The 21,513-nt window shown below is 34.9% G+C and carries 23 protein-coding genes; 7 read left to right on the top strand and 16 right to left on the bottom strand.

All coding sequences use genetic code 11. The features are described 5' to 3' along the window. Positions 1 to 79: 79 nt before the first annotated feature. The 3 genes from JFU54_RS14505 (at position 80) to JFU54_RS14495 (ending at position 3,101) form a co-directional block, all read left to right on the top strand. A complete protein-coding gene (locus tag JFU54_RS14505; RefSeq protein ID WP_201064916.1) occupies positions 80 to 1,546 on the top strand; it encodes a protein adenylyltransferase SelO in 1,467 nt (488 codons plus the stop codon). A 276-nt stretch (positions 1,547 to 1,822) separates the two neighbouring features. Beyond that, complete coding sequence (locus JFU54_RS14500) at positions 1,823 to 2,917, top strand: response regulator aspartate phosphatase (protein ID WP_002142644.1); 1,095 nt, start codon at positions 1,823 to 1,825, stop codon at positions 2,915 to 2,917. A 7-nt stretch (positions 2,918 to 2,924) separates the two neighbouring features. Further along, entirely contained in the window at positions 2,925 to 3,101 is a 177-nt protein-coding gene (locus JFU54_RS14495) for a Phr family secreted Rap phosphatase inhibitor (protein WP_201065603.1), read from the top strand. Positions 3,102 to 3,147: 46 nt separating this feature from the next. Here the strand turns inward: JFU54_RS14495 and JFU54_RS30210 are convergent, their stop codons facing one another. The 6 genes from JFU54_RS30210 to JFU54_RS14470 form a co-directional block, all read right to left on the bottom strand. Beyond that, positions 3,148 to 3,354: a hypothetical protein gene (locus tag JFU54_RS30210; RefSeq protein WP_307838308.1), complete on the bottom strand. Its 207-nt coding sequence runs from the start codon at positions 3,352 to 3,354 to the stop codon at positions 3,148 to 3,150. Positions 3,355 to 3,704: 350 nt separating this feature from the next. Continuing rightward, complete coding sequence (locus JFU54_RS14490; protein ID WP_201064913.1) at positions 3,705 to 4,310, bottom strand: FMN-binding negative transcriptional regulator; 606 nt, start codon at positions 4,308 to 4,310, stop codon at positions 3,705 to 3,707. 187 nt (positions 4,311 to 4,497) lie between these two features. Then, positions 4,498 to 5,034: a GrpB family protein gene (locus tag JFU54_RS14485; RefSeq protein WP_201064911.1), complete on the bottom strand. Its 537-nt coding sequence runs from the start codon at positions 5,032 to 5,034 to the stop codon at positions 4,498 to 4,500. A 24-nt stretch (positions 5,035 to 5,058) separates the two neighbouring features. Next, positions 5,059 to 5,409 carry a DUF4260 domain-containing protein gene (locus tag JFU54_RS14480; protein WP_201065600.1) on the bottom strand — a complete coding sequence of 117 codons (351 nt, stop codon included), beginning with the start codon at positions 5,407 to 5,409 and terminating at the stop codon, positions 5,059 to 5,061. Positions 5,410 to 5,412: 3 nt separating this feature from the next. Next, complete coding sequence (locus JFU54_RS14475; protein ID WP_044439985.1) at positions 5,413 to 6,804, bottom strand: FAD-binding oxidoreductase; 1,392 nt, start codon at positions 6,802 to 6,804, stop codon at positions 5,413 to 5,415. 135 nt (positions 6,805 to 6,939) lie between these two features. Further along, on the bottom strand, positions 6,940 to 7,338 hold the full coding sequence (locus JFU54_RS14470; protein ID WP_002033617.1) for a DUF2871 family protein: 399 nt from the start codon (positions 7,336 to 7,338) through the stop codon (positions 6,940 to 6,942). Positions 7,339 to 7,592: 254 nt separating this feature from the next. Here JFU54_RS14470 and JFU54_RS14465 point away from each other — a divergent pair, with 254 nt between their 5' ends. Then, positions 7,593 to 8,096, top strand: coding sequence for a GNAT family N-acetyltransferase (locus tag JFU54_RS14465; protein ID WP_201064909.1), 504 nt, complete (start codon positions 7,593 to 7,595; stop codon positions 8,094 to 8,096). A gap of 35 nt (positions 8,097 to 8,131) precedes the next feature. On the opposite strand, the gene colA is transcribed toward JFU54_RS14465, so the two are convergent. Both colA and JFU54_RS14455 read right to left on the bottom strand, forming a co-directional pair. Then, complete coding sequence (colA, locus tag JFU54_RS14460; RefSeq protein WP_201064906.1) at positions 8,132 to 11,047, bottom strand: collagenase ColA; 2,916 nt, start codon at positions 11,045 to 11,047, stop codon at positions 8,132 to 8,134. Between the two features lie 203 nt (positions 11,048 to 11,250). Further along, complete coding sequence (locus JFU54_RS14455; protein WP_201064895.1) at positions 11,251 to 11,928, bottom strand: MgtC/SapB family protein; 678 nt, start codon at positions 11,926 to 11,928, stop codon at positions 11,251 to 11,253. 312 nt (positions 11,929 to 12,240) lie between these two features. On the opposite strand from JFU54_RS14455, the gene JFU54_RS14450 reads away from it, so the two are divergent. After that, positions 12,241 to 12,759: a GNAT family N-acetyltransferase gene (locus JFU54_RS14450; protein ID WP_201064893.1), complete on the top strand. Its 519-nt coding sequence runs from the start codon at positions 12,241 to 12,243 to the stop codon at positions 12,757 to 12,759. Between the two features lie 54 nt (positions 12,760 to 12,813). On the opposite strand, the gene JFU54_RS14445 is transcribed toward JFU54_RS14450, so the two are convergent. Together JFU54_RS14445 and JFU54_RS14440 are read right to left on the bottom strand one after the other, a co-directional pair. Next, positions 12,814 to 13,722, bottom strand: coding sequence for a VOC family protein (locus tag JFU54_RS14445; RefSeq protein WP_002033610.1), 909 nt, complete (start codon positions 13,720 to 13,722; stop codon positions 12,814 to 12,816). Positions 13,723 to 13,945: 223 nt separating this feature from the next. Then, positions 13,946 to 14,857 carry a VanW family protein gene (locus JFU54_RS14440; RefSeq protein ID WP_002128453.1) on the bottom strand — a complete coding sequence of 304 codons (912 nt, stop codon included), beginning with the start codon at positions 14,855 to 14,857 and terminating at the stop codon, positions 13,946 to 13,948. A gap of 464 nt (positions 14,858 to 15,321) precedes the next feature. Here JFU54_RS14440 and JFU54_RS14435 point away from each other — a divergent pair, with 464 nt between their 5' ends. Together JFU54_RS14435 and JFU54_RS14430 are read left to right on the top strand one after the other, a co-directional pair. Beyond that, positions 15,322 to 15,648, top strand: a complete 327-nt coding sequence (locus tag JFU54_RS14435; RefSeq protein WP_002087720.1) for a hypothetical protein — start codon at positions 15,322 to 15,324, stop codon at positions 15,646 to 15,648. Between the two features lie 115 nt (positions 15,649 to 15,763). After that, positions 15,764 to 16,855 (top strand): DUF3900 domain-containing protein, encoded by a 1,092-nt coding sequence (locus JFU54_RS14430; protein ID WP_002014380.1) that lies wholly within the window; start codon positions 15,764 to 15,766, stop codon positions 16,853 to 16,855. Positions 16,856 to 17,168: 313 nt separating this feature from the next. Here JFU54_RS14430 and JFU54_RS14425 read toward each other — a convergent pair whose 3' ends face one another. The 6 genes from JFU54_RS14425 to JFU54_RS14400 all read right to left on the bottom strand — a co-directional run bounded on the left by JFU54_RS14425 (position 17,169) and on the right by JFU54_RS14400 (position 21,434). Next, a complete protein-coding gene (locus tag JFU54_RS14425) occupies positions 17,169 to 17,516 on the bottom strand; it encodes a hypothetical protein (RefSeq protein ID WP_002087722.1) in 348 nt (115 codons plus the stop codon). Between the two features lie 341 nt (positions 17,517 to 17,857). Beyond that, complete coding sequence (locus JFU54_RS14420) at positions 17,858 to 18,703, bottom strand: exonuclease (protein ID WP_201064891.1); 846 nt, start codon at positions 18,701 to 18,703, stop codon at positions 17,858 to 17,860. Between the two features lie 189 nt (positions 18,704 to 18,892). Next, positions 18,893 to 19,093 carry a cold shock-like protein CspB gene (gene cspB / locus JFU54_RS14415; RefSeq protein ID WP_001179147.1) on the bottom strand — a complete coding sequence of 67 codons (201 nt, stop codon included), beginning with the start codon at positions 19,091 to 19,093 and terminating at the stop codon, positions 18,893 to 18,895. A 218-nt stretch (positions 19,094 to 19,311) separates the two neighbouring features. Beyond that, the gene (locus JFU54_RS14410; RefSeq protein ID WP_201064889.1) at positions 19,312 to 20,211 is read right to left on the bottom strand and encodes a WD40/YVTN/BNR-like repeat-containing protein; all 900 of its coding nucleotides are present in this window, start codon (positions 20,209 to 20,211) and stop codon (positions 19,312 to 19,314) included. A gap of 16 nt (positions 20,212 to 20,227) precedes the next feature. Continuing rightward, positions 20,228 to 20,671: a flavodoxin gene (locus tag JFU54_RS14405; RefSeq protein WP_001062757.1), complete on the bottom strand. Its 444-nt coding sequence runs from the start codon at positions 20,669 to 20,671 to the stop codon at positions 20,228 to 20,230. 142 nt (positions 20,672 to 20,813) lie between these two features. Further along, entirely contained in the window at positions 20,814 to 21,434 is a 621-nt protein-coding gene (locus tag JFU54_RS14400) for an acetate uptake transporter (protein WP_000070943.1), read from the bottom strand. Positions 21,435 to 21,513: the final 79 nt, after the last annotated feature.

Raw genomic sequence — 21,513 nt, 5'->3', positions numbered from 1 at the left:
ATATTATACTTTTAGCTAATTTTACAAAGAATACATACGTACAAATACATAATAAAAAAATAAACAAGGAGGAGATAAAATGACTAAAAATAATGAAGCAGGTTGGAATTTAGATAATAGTTATACGACTTTACCACAATCATTTTATACAGAAATCCCCCCAACTCCTGTACACTCACCGGAGTTAATTAAACTAAATAATTCTTTAGCAATATCTCTTGGCTTTAATCCTGAGGAACTAAAAAAGGACGCTGAAATCGCCATTTTAGCTGGTAATACTATTCCAGAAGGAGCTCATCCACTAGCTCAAGCGTATGCTGGGCACCAATTTGGTCATTTCAACATGTTAGGAGATGGTCGTGCCCTTTTAATTGGAGAACAAATTACTCCTTCAGGCGAACGGTTTGATATTCAATTGAAAGGTTCCGGTCCAACTCCATATTCACGCCGCGGTGATGGTCGTGCTGCACTCGGTCCAATGCTACGTGAGTATATTATTAGTGAAGCGATGTACGCGCTTGATATTCCAACTACTCGCAGTTTAGCAGTAGTCTCAACTGGCGAACCAATCTATCGCGAAACGAAGTTACCTGGAGCTATTTTAACTAGAGTTGCAAGCAGTCATATACGCGTTGGAACATTCCAATACGCCGCAGCTCGAGGCTCAATCGAAGATCTCAAAGCTTTAGCTGATTATACGATAAAAAGACATTATCCAGAGGTTGAATCTACTGAAAATCCATATGTCGCACTACTACAAGAAGTCATTAAGAGACAAGCAAGCCTTATCGTAAAATGGCAACTCGTTGGCTTCATTCACGGCGTAATGAACACTGACAATATAACGATTAGCGGTGAAACGATTGATTACGGTCCATGTGCCTTTATGGATAGTTATAATCAAGGAACAGTATTTAGCTCTATTGACACACAAGGCCGTTATGCATACGGAAATCAACCATATATGGCTGCATGGGATCTCGCACGTTTAGCTGAATCTTTAATACCGATACTACATGAAGATGAAGAAGAAGCACTAAAAATTGCACAAGATGAAATTTCAAAGTTTAGCGTGCAGTACGAAAACAATTGGTTCCTCGGAATAAAGAAGAAATTAGGACTATTTAGCAATGAAGAGCAAGATCAATCACTTATTGAGAAACTTTTAAAAGCAATGGAAAAATATAAAGCAGATTATACAAATACATTCCGTGCATTAACTGTCAATATATTAGAAAATGCACCTTTATTTGAAAGTCCTGAATTTAAAGAATGGTACGAGCTATGGCAATCTCGGTTAGAAAGACAAAAAGAATCGAAAGATGATGCATACAAATTAATGAAAAATAACAACCCAGTAATCATCCCTCGCAACCACAGAGTAGAAGAAGCACTAGAAGCAGCTGTTAAAGATGGAGACTATAGCGTAATGGAGAAACTTCTTCAAGCTTTAGCAAATCCTTATGAATATTCTCAAGAACAAGCGGATTACTGCATGCCTCCAGCGCCGTCGAATCGCCCTTATCGTACTTTTTGTGGGACGTGATTGTTTCATATGTAAAAAAGTGTGTTCATACAAATTGTGTGAACACACTTTTTTTATACACTTCCCTTTTAAACAGATAGACTGAAGCATTTTATAGTTATCCTTACTATATTCCACACTCCCCTCCCTTAAACTAAAGAACAAAACTGACTTTATTCCAATTTGTTTAATAATAAATCCACTAAACAAATATTGAGAAATATAAAACCCCATTTCTAAATATTATTATTTTTGATAATATACTTTATAAGAATATTCAAAAAGTGAGGGGATTTCATGAACGTTCAACTACAAGGTAATGAACAAATTACAAAACTATTTAATGATTGGTATTTAGCTATGCTAAAGCAAGATGTTTCACAGGCAACGAATTTAAAGCATGAAATTGAGGAAAAGGAACTAAACTTTGAAGAAGATGAAAACTTAGCATTATATCATTCATTACTAGACTTTCGATTTAAAGTTTTAGCAGATAGTTTAAGCATTTCAAAACATAGTTTTGATAAGATAGATTCTTATGCAATCTCATCTAACCATTCACTTTCTTACTACTATCATTTATTTAAAGCTATTCATGCTACTTTAACAACAAGTTATAATTTAGCAAGTGAACATTATGAAAAGGCTGGAACACTACTGCTAAATGCCATTGATGATCTAGAAAAAGGTGAATTTAATTATCGAATGGCTATTTTCCATTATCACTTTTACCAGCCAATTGAAGCTATTGAATATGCAACCAAAGCGAAAGAATTCTTCATAAAAGCTGTAGGGTATGAAAAGAACGTCGCCTCTTGTGAAAGCGTATTAGGTGCAGCATTTGTATATTTAAAACAATACGAGCAAGCAGAGGAAAAATATAATTCAGCAATCAATATTTTACAGAAACAGGATGAAGAATCATTACTATTAAGAGTGCGTAATAACTTAGGATGGCTATATGCTAACCAAAACTTATCGACATTAGCTATTCGTCATCTATCTGAAGTGACAACAAAAATGCCGACACATTTTAAAGCAATTTTCTTACAAGCAAGAGAACATTCTAAACTTGGTGAAATAAATATCGCTTCAGAATTTATTAAAAAAGGATTGAAAATTTGTACAGAACTTAAGAATGAAGAATATATGCTTCACTTTAAAATTTTAGAGTCCCTTAACAATAACGAGTCAACTGAAGACTTAGAAAAAATTATTCTTGAAGGAATTACGTATTTCGACAAAGAATCTTTATATAACTACACTCAAGAATATTCAGAAAAGTTAGCTATTAAACTTTACGATGAAAATAATCATATAAAAGCAAGTGAGTATTTTCATAAAGCGTTACAAGCAAAAGAAAAAACATTTGAGAAAGGGGCATTAAAATGATAAAAAAATTAGTTCTATCGTTTTAGGGTTATCTGTTCTAAGTATTGTATCTATCGGTCTCAATAGTTCATTTACATATCAAGCAGGCCATGCGGATTTCCCGGCACCACAAAGACCTGACTTTGTTCAATCCGTTGAGGTAAGTAAAGACTACAACACAACAACAGCTGAAAAAGCACTTTAAAAAATGAAAGACCTTCAATTAAGAAGGTCTCTTTAAATGCACTTATTTAGTTAATATAATCCAATATTTTTTCATAGCCAAACGGTAACACCCATGATACTAAACAGCCTATCATAATTGAAACACTTAATAAAAAAAATTTCCGAAATGATATATCATTCCTCTTGTCCCCCGTAAAACAAGCCTTTGTTATAACAAAAACAGTCATCATTATGATAATCGCTGAAAAGATGGCTACTAAAAACACTTCCATTTTGTTTCCCACTATAAAATATCCTAACTTTAATTTTACCATTAAATGAGTATAACAAAGACAAACTATTTCTTAATATACGGTTTTCTATATGCCTCCGACGGGATTCGAACCCGCACTCCTTTCATAAGCATAGGCTAAGGGGAACACGCTTCCCTACGGAATTTCACCGACAGGAGTTTCACCTGTCTCAGCTTATTTGCTTTTCGGTGCTTCTGAAACCTTCGCCTTGCGACCCGGTTCTACACTGTTTTCCGGCGCTCTTCCCTTCTAGAGCTACGGAGGCAGTTTTTCTTTCAAGTAAAAGATATTTCTACAAAAATAGAAATATCCCTTTGTTTCATATGAAATCACTCTATTTCCTTCATCAACCCTGCAATCCCCCTGCTCCCTTCACTCCCAACTTTCTCAAGTTCTTCTATAACTAATTCTCTTCTCTCCACAGAATGATTTTGACTTAACTTCGCTTTCCCTTCTATTTTATTTATCTTTATTCTGAACCCAACTATTCCCCTACTTAATCCTTCCATATAATTCGGATCTACATTATTCAGTGAGTACGTGCTCTTTGGATTTTCATATTTATGTACTAAATCTTGAAGAGAATCTATTAATTCCTGTTCATCTTCAACAATTTCTAACTCCCCATATACATGCACCGCAACATAGTTCCATGTTGGTACTGCTTTATTTGTTTCATACCATGACGGAGAGATGTAACTATGTGGCCCTTGAAAAATAGCTAACACTTGTTGATTTCCACTATCTTTCCACTGCTCATTTGGACGTGCAAAATGCCCGGATAAAGTAAGTGTTTCCCTATTTAACAATAACGGTAAATGCGTTGCGTACGGTGCTCCGTTATGTTGAGAAAATAAAGTTGCAAAGCTATTTTGTTCAATCATTTCGTACTTCGTCTCTTCATCTTGTATAGTGAAATGTTTTGGTATGTACATAAGCTCCCTCTTTTCTTATCTTCTTATTTCCCATTATATTTACGAGATTTATTATTGGGCAGGGACAGATGATAATTGTTTTATAAGGTCAGTGCATATAGTAAAACCTTTGTTTCAAAAATAATAGGTGGCATTATATGATTTCTGCCACCTTAGTCAATTTTTTTATTTATACAAACTCCCTTATTCAACGATCCTTCATAGCTTTTTCTAATACATATTCAATAAATTCCGTTTTACCTAAGCTATAATTTAAGCGATTTTCCGCCGTTTCTGCTAATTCTTTCTTTAGCTTTCCATATTCAATAACAACGTTTGGATTTCCACGAAGATACTCACGAAACGCTACATGTCTTCTTAACTCTTCACTATTCTTATCGCATACATATAAATGATGTTCCATCCAAATTGTATTCTTCCCGTCCCTCGGAACATATTGACCCTTTCTCCCAAAAGCCTCTCTCCCCTTAAAACTCCACTCTTCTTGATGAAAATAACCTACCTGTTCAAGTCTCTTTATTACTTTTGGAAAAACATCATAATCTTCTATTACAACATCGACATCTAATATCGGTTTAGAAGCAAGGCCTTTAACAGATGTACTCCCAACGTGCTCTATAGAAAAAATGAGTTCTCCCATTACGTTATTAATCAACGTCTGTAATTTACAAAATTCACTTTCCCATTGTGTATTATATTTCTCAACAGTAATAAATTGTTTCAATTGACCACCCTTCTCAAATCACTTTTATAACCTCTGAATATGCGTATCCTTAAAATCAGTTTCATACTTCAATCCATACCCAAGCATTCGATCCATTCCAATATGTGCTGTCCATATTAAACCAATCATTAAAATCGTATCCATCTTTAAATAGACCCCTATTAAAACAAGTAATATTGATATGATATATGTGTGAAATAGATTATAAATTTGTGCACCAACACGTTTGTTAATAGCGTACGCCACCATTGCTAAATCAGGTGCAAAAAGTAATACGATAAATAATAACCAACTAAATCCACATAATGCATATATATAAATCGCAGCTAATAAGACGACCAATCCTTCAAAGTGTATAATTCGTTTCTCAAAAATTTATCATTCCTTATCTGCTAGCTTGAAAATTTTATTCGGATTTAAAATATTTTGCGGATCAAGAGCTTTCTTTATTTTCTCCATTACCAATAATGCCGCACCATGTTCTTCTTCTTGATACTTCTGCTTTCCTATTCCAACGCCATGCTCTCCTGTACAAGTTCCGCCACGCTTAAGAGCATACAGTACAATACTTTCATTTATTTCGTCCGCTTTTTTCACTTCATCTTTATCATTTGGATCAATCATTAAGAGCACGTGAAAATTCCCGTCTCCTACATGGCCAAGAATACCACCAACAAGGCCCACCTTATCTAACGTCTCTTTCGCATTTTGAATCGCGCCAGCTAACTCTGAAATTGGCACACATACATCTGTACTCATTAGCTTTTTACCAGGGTAACTATGAACGTAAGAATAAGCTAAGTTATGTCTTGCATCCCATAATTTATTTCTTGCCGCAGTTTCAGTTTCAAAAGCAACTTCTTTACATTTATGATCAAAAACAATTTCCTTCGTAAACTCGATATCTTGCGTTAATCCCGCTTCATTTCCGTGAAACTCTAAAAACAGTGTTGGTTCTTCTCTGTAATTCGTTTCGTTATAATGATTTACTTGTTTCATAGATAGTTCATCAACAAGCTCTATTCTCGCAATTGGAATACCAGCTTGTAGTATGTTAATAACAGCTTCTACTGCATCATTTATAGTTGGAAACGATGCTCTCGCAGCCATAACATGTTCTGGTATGCCGTATACTTTTAATGTTAGCTCTGTAAAGCATCCAAGCGTACCCTCTGATCCTACGAAAATACCATTTAAATGATAACCTGATGATGACTTCGCCGCTAAATTGCCAGTATGTATCACTTGCCCATCAGCAAGCACCACTTCTAAATCACGAACTTGATCACGCATTACGCCATACTTAACCGCTGTCGTTCCGCTCGCATTCGTAGCAGCCATGCCTCCTAACGTTGCATCTGCACCTGGATCTACACTAAAAAACAAACCGTACTTTTTCAATTCTTTATTGAGCTGAGAACGAGTCACTCCTGGTTGTACTTTCACAAGAAAATCTTTCTCTCTTATTTCAAGTATTTTGTTCATTAATGAAAAATCAACTGTAATCCCCTTTTCATAAGGAATTATATGACCTTCTAAACTAGAACCTACTCCAAATGGAATGACAGGTTTTTTATGCTCACTCGCTACTTTCATTATTGCTCTAACCTCTTCCATTGTTTTTGGAAAAACAACTACATCAGGTAAACTACTATTATGGTAAGATTCATCTTTACTATGTAACTCTCTTACTGTCTTATTAACCACTACTTGATCTTCAGGAAGTACATCCTTTAATTCATTTACTAATCGCTCAATTGTTATTTCCATTACGCACTCTCCTTTTATATTATTTACTCTGCATTAATTATACCATCTTTATACATAATAATCAGAATAGTTAGATTCCTGAGGTTTTATATAAAAAAAGAACTTGCAGTATTCCCTACAAGTTCTTTTTTAAAACTATATTTTAGACGATTTTTTCAATAAAATCATAAACCAAACTAAAGTAAATGCCATCATAGAATGAGAGAACCCTACAATATAAGTTAACCCTTTAAAGTCCGCTCCATTTAGTTGAAGAAGTCCTCTCGCTGCTAGCGAACCTAACATTAAAGTTAATGCGATATTATGTAAAATAAACCAGTTATTAAATCCTTTCACTTCATGAAACGCGAATACTTTCGCCAATCCTAAAGCAATTAAAAAGAAGAAAAAGCCAAGTACTAACGTATGCGTATGCAAAAGATTTAATAAAGTAGAGCCTAAAATCCCTTTATATTTCCCATACTCCCTAGCAAATATTCCTGACAATAAACCGATAATCAAATAAGTAAACGATGCATTATATAATTTCTTCATTATGTACCTCCTTGAGTAGAATGTGTAGTGTGTCATATTTAGTAATAATGATAGTTATATAGTAAAAACTCCTAGTTTCCTAGGAGTCATTGTATAAGTATCTCACTCTTTACAATCAATCCTAATTATAAAATATCCTTTTATACAAAACAATCGAACTTTATGTGAACAGTAACTCTCAATTAAAATAACTTGCACTTTTATTTCGCACAATCCATACTAATTGTTATAACTTTTAAAGGTGGTGCAATAGATTGATAGTTCTTGAAACTGAAAGACTCACTCTTCGCTGGCTCGATGTAAAAGATGCTCCGTTTATTCTTGAATTAGTAAATGATCCTGCATGGATTCAATTTATTGGTGATAAAGGCATTAAAAACTTAGAAGATGCAAAAAAATACATCTTAAATGGACCCGTCGATATGTACAATAAAATGGGCTTTGGTCTTTACTTAGTTGAACGAAAAGAAGATTTCACTCCACTTGGTATGTGCGGCCTTATTAAAAGAGATTCATTAGAAGATGTTGATATCGGCTTTGCTTTTTTAGAAAAATTCCGTTCAAAAGGGTACGGCTATGAATCAGCTGCTGCAGTAATCGAATACGGTGTACAAAAGCTCGGACTGAAACGAATTGTAGCAATTACTTCTATAGATAATGTTGCTTCAGGCACGCTGTTAGAAAAAGTAGGATTGCGATTCGAAAAAATAATTTCAGACTCAGAAGAAGATCTAAAATTATTCGGGTATAACGCATAACAAAAAAGGGTCGCCATTCATGGCGACCCTTTTTTTCACTTCACTTCTACCGTATAATTCCCTGTTCCACCACCATACTGGTATACATGTAAATAGTACTTCCCTGGATACGTATAGTAACTACCTACTAATTTATTTCCTTGTTGCTGTGCATACGTAACATAATTATTTAAATCTGCTTCTGAATAAAGAACCCAGTTTACTCCGATATTATTTTCCTTCGTTACATTAATTTGAAGGTTTTTCGCAGTTTCTATATTTATTTCAAAGTAATCACTCGTATCACCGTTTCCTAAACTAGCACGTAAAACTTGATTTAACTGCAGTTTATTTGCCGTTTGGAATGAATTATTTGGCTCTTTTTCTACACTGTTATCTTCTTTCTTTTGAACCGTTACACTTGTTGTAGCAGTATTAGTTAACCCTTTATCGTCTGTTACTGTTAATTTAGCTGTATACGTCCCTTCTTTTGTATAAACGTGAGTTGGATTTTGTTCATTACTTACAGTACCATCACCAAGCTCCCATTTATAAGAAATAATTTTCCCATCTTCATCTTTTGATCCATCGCTTTTAAACGAGATCGCTTCATTCGTATGTCCGCTATACGGACCATTTATAACCGCGACCGGCGCTCTATTCACTGCACCTTCTTCTGTATTAATACCGTGGAACACAACATCATATTCAAATTGCCCTGATGCATTCACACGATAATTCACAAAGTATGCTGTTACAGTTTTATAGCCTGTCCATTCTTTTGCACTTAAACGTTTTAACGTATCATTAACGTTTTGCGTAATTGTTTTCCAGTCTTCATTTTCTCCTTTTGCAGCAGTACCTGTATACGTTCCTTGCAGTGTAAATGTATTAAAGAATTGTGATTTATTTTTCTTTACTGATACATTACTTAATTTTGCTTCCGCTGTAATTTCTGCGGCAATATCTGAAACTGGTTTCGGTGCATGAGTTGCTAAATAATCATCTGACACTAACGGAACATTATATTTCTCACGGTTGTCTACTAACATTTGCATATAGTCTTGATACTCTTTATTTAAATTCGCATCTTTACTTAAAGCAGAGCGATATGCATCATATGCTGTTACATCATTTTCCCTAATAAGATCATGAACTTTATCAAACATATCGTATCTCTTATTGTACATATACGATTGTAAAGCAAAGGAATAATTATAGAAATCCCACGTTCCATACTTTGCATTTAACGTTCGCTCTGCGGTATAACGTTCTGCTGGATTCGAAGATAGTCCTCCTATAATACTCTTTCTTGGAACGACGTTGTCCGTTCTCGTTGCACCTGCAAAAAACTCAGCATCCCCTTCTTCAAACCAAGATAATCTCTCATTCTCATACATCTTACCTTGTCCCCAAAGTCCTGGCACTTCATATCTACCTTGTAAATAATGCGTGAATTCATGTCGGAACAATTCTTCTAAACTATAAATACTTTCTTCTGGCGTACGTTCATAAGTAAAGAACGTACCTGTTCCTTCTATATAAAGACCGCCGTTATTCGTTTCATACCCGTACAATTGACGATTAAATTGATATTCAGCCGGGCTATTATAAATAACCATCGTTAATACATCATCTGGATTTCCTTTTTCTAACGGTTGGTCACTTTCAACCGTACGATGGAATTGTGCCTTCACTTCTTTTGCTGCCCAATATAAACGTTTAACTTTCTCCTCAGTCACTTTATCTCCCGCTTTTAAAACAATTGCACCATCATCAAACGTATACGTTTTCGGCAAATACTTTTTCTTCCCATCTTCTCGTATTTGATCTAAATTAACAACGTTACCGTTTGCATCTTTCCCGCCATAATTCGTCGTAATTTGCTCAGCTGCTACGAAATATTGCTCACCTAAATAAGGATAGATTTTCATCGCATCTGTTACAACTTGTAATCCTTTTGTCCCTGTACTATGGAATGTGCCGAGTCTACCTGTATAATAAATGCCATTATTAATAAGCCATCCGTTTTTCTCTGTAATCGTTCCCATTAACGCAAATCTACTTAACTCATTAATATAACTATCTATTTTTTGGTACCATACTGTATCTTTCGGTGCTTTTCTCGTATCGTACAAATACGATTGAATATCGTAATCAACACCTTGCATAATATCGTAAATCGCATTTCCAGCTGAAAGATTATCTACCAATGTAGAAAAATTATCATTATATTGCTTAAAAATCTTTGCAGCCGATGTTATCGTTTCCACATCACTCGAAGCATTTCCCATTAATTTCCCATATGATGATACAACTTTATTTTGTTCTAACGTACCGAGTTTGAAATTTGGATTGTTCGCAATCGTTTTTAATGCAGGTAAGCACTTGTCATGATAGCTACGTTCATTTAATTTACTTAATTCTGTATTATAAAACCCTAAATAAAACCCTGATCGCAAAACTTCCACTAATGTCTCAATCCCTTTTGAATCGTCTTGCGTATAAGCCTGTCCTTGCTGCTTCAATTTATCAATAATTGCCTGCATCCTACTATCATTTTGATAGAATGCAAGACTGTCCTTATTAAACTGAAATAGCCCCGTAATTTGCTCCCAATCGATTGTTACAAGTAAATCTACTAATTGTTGATTGCTTAATTGATTTAATTCAGCAATTGTATAAGTTTTTGCTACAGCTAATTGCTTACTTTCCTTTTTTACTTCAGGCGGTCTTTGCGATAAATCAGCAAATTGTAGCCTTTTCTCAAAAGACTTGCTTTCTAATACTTTCGATGAATGAGCTAATTCTTCCACGGGCAGTTGTACACCAACCGGCTCCATTTTTAGCACATTTCGATATGAAACTTGCTCTCCCTTAGTATCTTCCGCCAATATGCTTCCTTGAAAACTCCCTAACATTAAACTAGCAAAACTTACCCCTACTAAAACTTTTTTTGAATAGCCTTTCATGCTCTCCCCTACCTTACATTTTTTAGTGTCCCGCTCCATTATTTTACTATTCTGACTATTTATTCTGTATTGAGAAAAAAGAAGGGAACGTTCACACATGTATCCATTCAAAGCGAAATTAACACTTGACTTCACATGTGATTTATGTCAAAAAAGGATAGATAATAGCGAAATTCCTGCTACATCTATCCTCTATTTCAACACTATGATTTTAACTTTATAAACGTAATTTCCGGCAATGTTTGCATATGCTGAATAAATGCATTCTTTTCTTCTGACGATATATTTTTCAATTGCATTCCTACCTTATAAACTATTTCTGTATCTTGCTGTAAGGCTTCAACTTCATATGAAATTAATGGAATACCTTTCACTCGTAGCGTCTCTACTATTTGTTGTACCGCTTCGTGTTTATTTATACACATTTGCACCGTTATATTTTGCGGAAATAAAAATTGCACCTTAAAAATACGACTTACAATCTCTAAACCAATCAAAACGAGAATCATCGCTCCAATCCCTACAACATACATACCTGCTCCAATTGCTAGCCCTATTCCTGCTGTAGCCCATAAACCAGCCGCTGTCGTTAATCCTTTCACTGCCTGCTTTTGAATAATGATTGTACCTGCACCTAAAAATCCAACTCCACTAACAACTTGCGCTGCAATCCGGCTCGGATCAAGAGCCATATGTTCTTCAAACACAATATCCGAAAAAGCATATTTCGAAACGACCATTATTAAAGCACTCCCTACGGCTACTAGGAAATGTGTTTTTAATCCCGCTTCTTTTGAGCGAATTTCCCTTTCAATTCCAATTATTGCTCCTAATAAACCGGCAACACCGATTCGTATAATAAAATCAATATGTAAGCTCACGGGCATTTCCCCTTTCATTCATTATAGATAGATAAAACAAAAATTATCACAAACATCCGTTTATCGATATAAAAGCATTTCATTAAAATATACTTAATATCTCAACTTATTTATGTTAATATTTAAAATATTAACATAAATAAAACAACCTACTTCTCATACAAAAAAACTTTAAAGTTCAACGTCTAACTTATTTTCAGTTAAAAATGGTATATGAGTTGCATGAAATGAGGTTGAGAAAATCAGGAAACGCTTTCATTTTATATCATAATTTTTGTGAAATAAAACATAAATAAAAGGAGTTTACTAACAATGAACGTCTCTTTACTTACACCTACTACTGATTTACAAGAAGAATACTTAGATTTTTATAACGAATGGAAAGATAGCGGTGAAACGATGATTCCATGGGTTATTTCAAAAAATCCTTCTAATTTCACGGCAATGATTCAAGAATTACACGACGCACATAACGGAATAAATATTCCTGAAACTTGGATACCAGATTCTACTTATTGGCTTGTTACAAATGAAAATAAAATTGTAGGAGCTGTTAATATTCGTCATAGTTTGACGGAGCATTTATTTAATGCTGGAGGCCATATCGGTTATGGTATTCGCCCTTCTGAAAGAAGAAAAGGTTATGCTACAAAGTTACTAGAGTTATCATTAGAAAAAACGAAAGAATTAAACATCACGAAAGCACTTGTCGTTTGCGACGAAGTGAATACTGCTTCAGAGAAAACGATTTTACATAACGGCGGTCTCCGTGATGATGATTTCACTGAAGAAGATGGGAATGTTGTGAGAAGGTATTGGATTGAGCTCTAAATAATCAAAAACAAGCCAGAAAGTGATTAAACACTTTCTGGCTCCTTTTTCCTTTTATACTGCTTCTATTTCAAACTGCACTGTAATACCACTTGGATCTACTACAGTAAATCCATTTGTAGTTTCATTTATTTCATGTTGTTTTTCTATTAATCTTTCTTTCACTTCATCTAACGCTTCTTTATGCGGTAGTACTATCGTATACACTTTTAGTCCAGTTGCATGTGCTGGTGGATGTGGATTATTTACCCCGTTCCACGTATTTGCACCAATATGGTGATGATACCCTCCTGCCGAAATAAATAAGCAATCATCTTCACGCTGTTGTACTTCAAAACCTACTGTATCTACATAAAACTCATGTGACTTTTCTACATCAGCTATTCGTAAATGGACGTGCCCAACGACAGTGTCAGCAGGTAATCCATCAAACTCATAATTAACGAGCGTTGCCAGTTCTTTTAAATCTAGTGGCGTACTTCCCCCTGGCCCTTCTCCCCATTGACCTCGAGGGCGATCTGCATAAATCTCGATACCATTCCCCTCTAAATCTTGTAAATAAAACGCCTCACTATACGTATGATCACTTGCACTATTAAATCTTGAAATTGGCAAAATTTCATTTGAATATGTATAACGTCCTTCTTGCTCAGCCGGACTATCAATTACCTTTTTATTGCGAATAACACCAAATAGTGCCGAAGCAAAAGCTTCACGAGTCGGAACTAAAAAGGCAACGTGATATATACCCGTCGTACGCGGTTCTTGTAGCGCTGCATCTTCCAACTGCTCAAGAACAAGTAACGTATTCTTACCACCTTTTCCTGTTAAATATGCTTTATTCCCGTCTTCCTTACTTACCTCTAACCCTACTACATTCTCATAAAAAGCAATTTGACGCTCTAAATCTTTTACTTTAAATTCGACATGACCAATACGTGTTTTCGGATGAATTTGTACCATGAATAACTTCCTCTCCTAATCCTTTATTTCAAAACAAACTAACATCGCCGTTACTATGAAGGATACAACTAAAAACACACTATGTAAATAAGAAAAATCAGAATTCATAGTTTTTTAAGGAAGGCCATTAATGACAAAAATCCATCTCCTCTGAAATTCAGAAGAGATGGATTTAATTATAGAAACTATAAATATTTTACTTTCTTATCCTTTAACTACATATTTATTTCATCTTATGTACTTCAGCAACTAACTTTCCGCCCTGAATGCCCATATAAAGCTTAACAGGAGCATCATTCGTATTTTCAAATACTAAGTCTAAATATGGATAAGCAATTGTTGCATCTCTTCCCTGAGGGACATAACCTACTGTTTTAGAATGTGTAGTTCTCTCTACCATTTTCAAACCAGCTTGATCTGCTGCATTGTATAGCGTTGATGATGTTTGACAAACGCCACCACCATAACCATCTACTAATTTACCATCGACAATTTCTTTACCTAATTGATATCCTTTATCTGGCGTTGTATCACCGATTAATGCATTGAAAGAGAAACTGTCTCCTTTTGCTAATACAACTCCATTTATGCTCGCTGCCGACAAACGAATATTCTCAATACGGCCACCTGCTGATCCACCTAAATTCGTTTCATATCTACCAATTACCGTGCCACTTCCTTGCGCATCACTTAATGTTGCGGTAGGCTTTTTCTCAACGATAGGTAACTGATATGAAGAATCCCACATACCAACGTTTAATAATTTATCTACTAATTCTTTTTCCATTAATTCAAAAGAAGGCTTTCCTTCTTGCCATGATCCATCAGATGCTATACGTGAAGGGACCATCTTTTTGTCAACACTTTTCCCGACTTCACCTGCAACCTTCGTTACGGATTTTTTGAATTTCGCCTCATCTTCAAAATAACCTAAACTCGATAAGTCTATTTTTTTCACTTCAGTACCAGTACGCCCATCCACTAAGCTAATTGAATCCTGCACATCAGCCTTAGCCTCTACAACATTCCCACCAAAATCACTTACTAATGCCACATCACTTACTTTTGTACCACAACCACTTACTACAGCTACGCATAGCACCCCTACTAATATACCCTTTATTTTTCGGAACAATATACTCTCTCCTTTTCCCCAACATTATTTCTTATGTATTATTTCATTTTTATGTATCTTTTGTTACAATCATTTTACAATATATTTAGAAAATGTTACAAGTTGTTTTTTACTCTATTAAAATTACTCTTTTCTTTTGTAAATGTCTATACATATTTATATAAATTTTCGAGTTTGATAAAATTGTAACTTTTATGCAACCTATCTCCATCCAGTATATACCATTCAACAGATGAAATACAAATGTAACACCCTTTCATTTCACCTCTCTATTCACCTGCATGCTTCAGAAACCGCAATACCGCTTTCTCATATGTGATCATTATTAACAACTTAAACCGAGCTTTTATCGGTAAAAACAATCATTCACTTCAGGTATATAGGTATTTGCCGTGCCACTACTCCGCTTTTGCACATACATTATGATGAATTTAACCTATTATAAAGAAATGGAGGATGTTTTTATGTATCCCTACAATCCTTATGATCCATATAACCAATATGGTTACCAACCTCAGTATGATTTACAGGCACAATACCAACAATATATAGATCAAACAGAACAAGTTAATCCATATGATCAAAATCGACAATTTCAACTTCCAATCTCTTTCCCTGGTACTGGAAACCGTCAATTAGAAAGACGAGTAAATGAGCTTGAGCAAAGAGTACGTCAACTAGAAAACACAGTTGAGCGTCATACGCGTAGATTAAACCGCTTAAATCAGCGTTTACGTACAGTAGAAAATAGGCTAAATATTCCATTTTCAGCATTAGAAGACGGATTTTAATTTCGAAAATAACAAATATATAAGGAAGGGGCTCCCCCTTCCTTATATAAATTGACGAAAGTTTTTTCCATCTCTATACTGATAAGAGTTAATGAAATGAAACAAGGTGATAAATATGGATTTTGAAATAAATTTTCTTTCCTTTTATGTAGTACAAGTAGAAGGAAAAGGTGAAGCAGTTGATAAGCGCTATAAACATTTTCAAACATTAGACGCTGAAGAGTATGAAGATAGCTCTTTAAAAGAATTTTTGAATGGTGAATTATTAAAAATTTCAAAGCGAAAAGTAGAACGTCACGCAAAAACAGAACAAGCCCCAACGAAGATCGGTCGCTTTATTGTAGAAGAAGGGCATGAACTCGATTCAAACCCTCATTACAACTTATTTAATCGTATTCGCTTTGCAGAAACAAAAGAAAACTTCAAAGATATGAGCGAACCTCTCGTTTATACATACCTTGACACAAGCGCTGTACGTGGTGGTGTGTTTTTAATCGCTCAAGCAAAACTACGCAAATACTTTGATGATCCATTCGTATTCGTAATGAAATGTGACTTCGAACCAAAGGTTGCTTCCATTTCTGATGAATCAACACTTATTCGTAACGTTGAAATGGCCATCACAACAAAGAATATGAAATCTATCCAGTACCCATACATGCCTGAAGAAGGTATGGTGGAGCCTGGCGAACTAAAAATACACCAAGCATCACACGCCCGCTACTTTGAAGACTTCTTAAAATTCGTCGAATACGAACGCTCTATGCCTGAAATTATGAAAACACAAGTAATGGACATGGTATACGACCAAATTGAAGATGTATTTGAAGAAGGTACTGAAGAACGTGAACAGTTCGACCAAGCGATGGAAGTATGGGCTGCCAGTCCGAAACGCGAAATTATGGAACAATTTTCAACAGAAGAAGTAATGGAAGCTACCGCTCAAATCGTCGAGCACGCCCCTGAAGTGGAATTAAAGCTAAAAGCAGATCATATCTCTGTGAAGGCTTTGCTTGCTGATTTCGGAGACCTAATACATATTGCAAAGGTAAACGACCGATATGTATTAATGATTGAGGCTGATACACTTACGTTTGAGAAAGGCTTCTCTCCAATTGAGTTTTTGAAGCCGGATGAATTACAAGACGTAATTGAGCGGATTGAGAATAAACAGCAGTATTCTTATGATCCGAATGGGATCGAATAAATGCTTCCATATACCTATTTTTACTGAGCTCTATTAACAAGCGCTCTTTTATTTGGGACATAGTTGACATTTATACTAAAAACCGATTCTACTAAGAATCGGTTTTTCTTCTTTATAACAAATATGCTTATTTTCAAAAAATATTTTTGGTCCAAGATGACATTTCTTGTAGAATCAAGCAGATTCCTTCCTTGTTGTACAAGCGTATTTCCATGAGAGACATCTACTTCAATATTCCTAGTTGACCAAGTCCTTCTATAAGTTTTTGGTGTTTTTCCTTTTAGTCATTATGTATGTTGTTAAAATGAAAATTTCACTTTACTACCTCAAATTTATTGTACTCGTAAAAAGATAATTGAAAACGATATTCCGGATGCTCTCTCACCCAATCGTAGGCTTCTTCTAAAATATCCATTTTATTTTGCACGTCATTAAGTTCACTACATTCGTTCCTTTTCTGTTTACATAGAGGACAGAACCCACCCACTATCTCGGCATTCATCGCACGAATCGTTTTACTTTCTAAGTCAACTACTAGACGAAGAATAAGAGAATGCTCCGCTTTTGTAGTCACCATCATTTCAGCAATTCCATCCTCATTCCAAAAGACACCATTTAATTCCATCTGTACGGTGACATCTTTGATTTCCAAGTCTATCACTATCACACCTCCCTTGTATAAGACTCTTACCTTACTCTTCGATTTTAATCTTTAATACACCACGAGCTAAAGATATATTAAGCTTTTTCCAATTCTTCTTCTTTGCTATGAAAGGAAGTGTAATTAGTGCAAATAGTGTGGTAAATATTATCAAAAAAACTAAAACGGTTAAAATGTTAAAGATTACTTCCATTAAACTACACTCTTTTCTATGTATATCCGTACTAAAAACAACAAAATATTCCATTAATAATACAGGACAAGCCGTGAATTCTCCAACTAAACTTCAGCAACTTAATCCTGAAGTCTAGTTGTACATATGAATAAAATAAATTTTATTACTAACTTTCTTCTACTACTTTCTCCATCTCAGCCAAATACCTAAGCTGCCGCTCCGCTTTTCTCACCGCAGTAGGAAAGTGTTTTTTCAGAAGTTCTACTGCTGATTCACTTATATAATATCTTTCCGTTATACTTTCCCACGTGTCACTACTTTCAAATGCATTCCATACAAAAGGACGCTCTGTATTTTTTCTCAGTTCTTTAAACACCCATTTCCGCATCCTTTTTTTCGCTTTTTCTGTTAGTTTTCCGTTCTTTACAAGTTCAAGCTCACCATGTCTCTTGTATCGCTTGTTAATATCTCTCTCGTCATATACTTTCAGAAAGATATTTGCTGTATTCTCAGCATCTGCTAAAGCCCGGTGCTGCTTCCCTTCCCACGTTAAGCGGAGCTGATCCACTGCAAATTGTAAACTTGGTGTATGCTCAAATAATTCTTCATACGCCTGAAAAACAAATTTTTGCACATCAAATCTGCTCTCTTTTTCCATACATGGGCATTCTACACCGTATAATGTACAATCTTGAGATAGAAAACGGTAATCTTCTTTTCCCCATGAAACAAATATTGAATCTTCTCCGATGAACTGAATAAATTTCTCTATAATTTGAGGGAAATTCCCTACACCTATTAAATCTTTCTTTGTAATTCCAGTTAATTTTGTTGTATGACGAGTTAATGGGGCACTTGGTTTTACTAACTCTGAAAATTCTCCAATAACCTTCATTGTACTCACATCTATTTTTACAGCTCCAATATCAACTATTTCTGACGGATCTTCTGATTTATACGGCCTAAAATTCCTTTCAATATCAAACACAATGAAGTGTGTAGCGTTTTTCAATTTATTTACCTCTTTCTAAATTCCTTTTCACACACATACTTTATTTTCAGTATTTATTTATTAATGCACTTTATGCATGAAAAACTTCGCATAAAAATCAAAAATTCAGTCTTATTATTACATGTACATAGGAGGATATTCAATAAAAACGCAAAAAAAAAGAAGGGCAAGCCCTTCTTTTTTTCATAATTACTTCTTGTTTACGTTTGTAGCTTGAGGTCCACGGTTACCTTGTTCTACTTCGAAAGTAACTTCTTGACCTTCTTCTAAAGATTTGAAGCCGTCGCCTTGGATAGCTGAGAAATGAACGAATACGTCTTCTCCGCCTTCAACCTCGATGAAACCGAAACCTTTTTCTGCGTTAAACCATTTTACTTTACCGTTTTGCATTTAAAAAATCCTCCTACAATGTACCTATATGTACATATTCATTTTCAACCACTTTACAATAATACATCATATATTAAAAAACTGCAACCCCAGAGGAGATTTAACATTGCTATCCTCCTCGGAAGTTACAGCTCATTTAAATCTCTATATTATTAAAAGTAAAATGGTTTAAAGTAACTATATCATATCAATATAATAAAAGTAAAGTTTTTTTAAAGTTATACAGCTTTTTTTTTCCACTGCATCGTTTTTAATTCACCTGATCCAGCTACAACATAGCCTTCTTTTTCATTAACAATGCGCCAACCATGCCCTTTAACCGAATCACATACTGTAACAATTCCTTCTTCAAGAAGCACACGGCAAACAGTGCTAATTCCCGCCTTATTTTGCGTTGACGTTGTATATAACACATGTTGATCCACACTTAAATCTAAATAACTACTCGCTTTTTGTTCACTTTGACATGTATGCCAACCTATTTTATCACTTTCGATACTCTCATCTATTCTGCAAAAAGAAATATTTCCGCTAATCCCCTTGCACGATCCACTTGCCGCTACTAAATAGGAATTATGTATAGTCAACGCAGAAATCATCTGATTCATCGCTATTTTAATCCTTTTTAATTTACGTGTCTCTAAATCAAAAAGCCAAACACCACCATATTTAGTATGTATTTTCGTACCGATAAATAAGTAATGTTTATATAAAAATAATGATCGAATAGATGGTGCCTCACTACCGTAATTAAGAAATGGCTGAATAATCTCCCATGTGGAACCAAAATCATTAGAATGATATAGTGTTTTATCTCCATGAGCAATTACTGTTCCATTCTCATTACTACATACATTCCAGCTCGTTGCTTTCGTTGGAAAGCGCTGGATCGTCCACGTTTCTCCACCATTCATACTACGAATAAAAACTCCTTCGTCCCCTACTCCGTAAACTACGTTACCTTCACTATGTAAATCTCGAATTCGTTTTTGGAAACCAGTTAAAGCCTGTTTCCATTCTCCATCTTTTTCAATGAATAAACCATTATATGTAGTAGCTAACAAAAGCTTTCCATCTCTTAACTTTGTAATAGCAGTTGCACTTAACATTGTTTCCACGTTGACACTCCCGTTCCTAGAACTTCTCGGCAAAAGCAATTGCAAAATCACTGCATTTTTCAACGTCTTCTTTATCTTCTGGAGCTAATTCAATTTTCAATCCTTCTTGTACAAGTTCTGCCCCACATTTTACAAGACGTTCTTCAAATATCGTTACCGCTTCACAAAACAGTTCATACGCCGTATCACCTGATCCAAAAACAGCCACTTTTTTACCCGTCAAATCTATATTTTCTAACTCATCATGGAAATCTTCCGCTTCAAATGGTAATTCACCATCACCCCACGTATAAGATCCTAAAATGATTCCATCATAAGCTAATAATTCTTCAGCATCCATACCTTCCATCTCTTGTAATACTACTTCATGATCAAAGGCATCTAAACTTACTTTAATTAAATCAGCAATACTCTCTGTATTCCCTGACATACTTGCATACGCTATTAAAATTTTCGCCACTTTGGCATCCCCCTCTTACAATAAATGATTCTCATTCTCATTATATTAATAATGAGAATCAATTTCAATTATATTTTTTGCTATTTTATTTTATTCCATAAAAAAAAGAACAGATGACTATACAATCATCTGTTCTTTTTTATTACTTTTTAAAAATACCAAAGGGTTTTCCAACTGGTAATACAACTTTTCCGAAGTGTGTATTTAACACAGCTGCTGCTGAACCATAGAAAGATAATAATGAAATACATAGTTCAGAATACGCTGCTAAATTATGCATTGCGTGCGGCATAACACCTAAAGTACTTAATGAAAGACCGATAAATAAGAAATCAATAAGGACGAAAATCATAAATAATACTTTATGTGTTTCCATTGCACCAATTGTCATAAAGATCGTGAAAATCAAGTATCCGATAAAGGCTACACCGAGCTGTTTTGAATCTGCAGTTTGGGCTAATTTTTCACCAAATACTCCAAGTTGAATTAACCAAGTCATTCCAACACCTAACCAAAATAGGCCGTACGCACCAAATGCTGTTGTACCGAACGTATTGTTGTGCTTTGCATCGTGAATGCATGCAAAGATTTGTGCAAATCCTCCTAAAAAGATTGCCCATGGTAATACAAGTGAAACGCCATCTGTTAAGCCTAACTTTTGAGATGATGCTACAAGTGTTACCATCGCTAATCCAAATAGACCGATTCCAGATGGATCTGCTGTTGTCATTTTCACATGATGTGTAGTAGTTTGATTGCTCATATAAACCTCCTGATTATAAACATACTCGAATACAATACTTAAATCAGAAGGCTATGTCAATGGTTTTTTTTGTATGTTG

The sequence above is a fragment of the Bacillus sp. TH19 genome, assembly GCF_016651075.1.
GTDB classification, from domain to species: Bacteria; Bacillota; Bacilli; order Bacillales; family Bacillaceae_G; genus Bacillus_A; species Bacillus_A mycoides.
The sequence above is the reverse complement of the archived record's forward strand: the minus strand, read 5'-3'. Positions and strand labels throughout refer to the sequence as shown.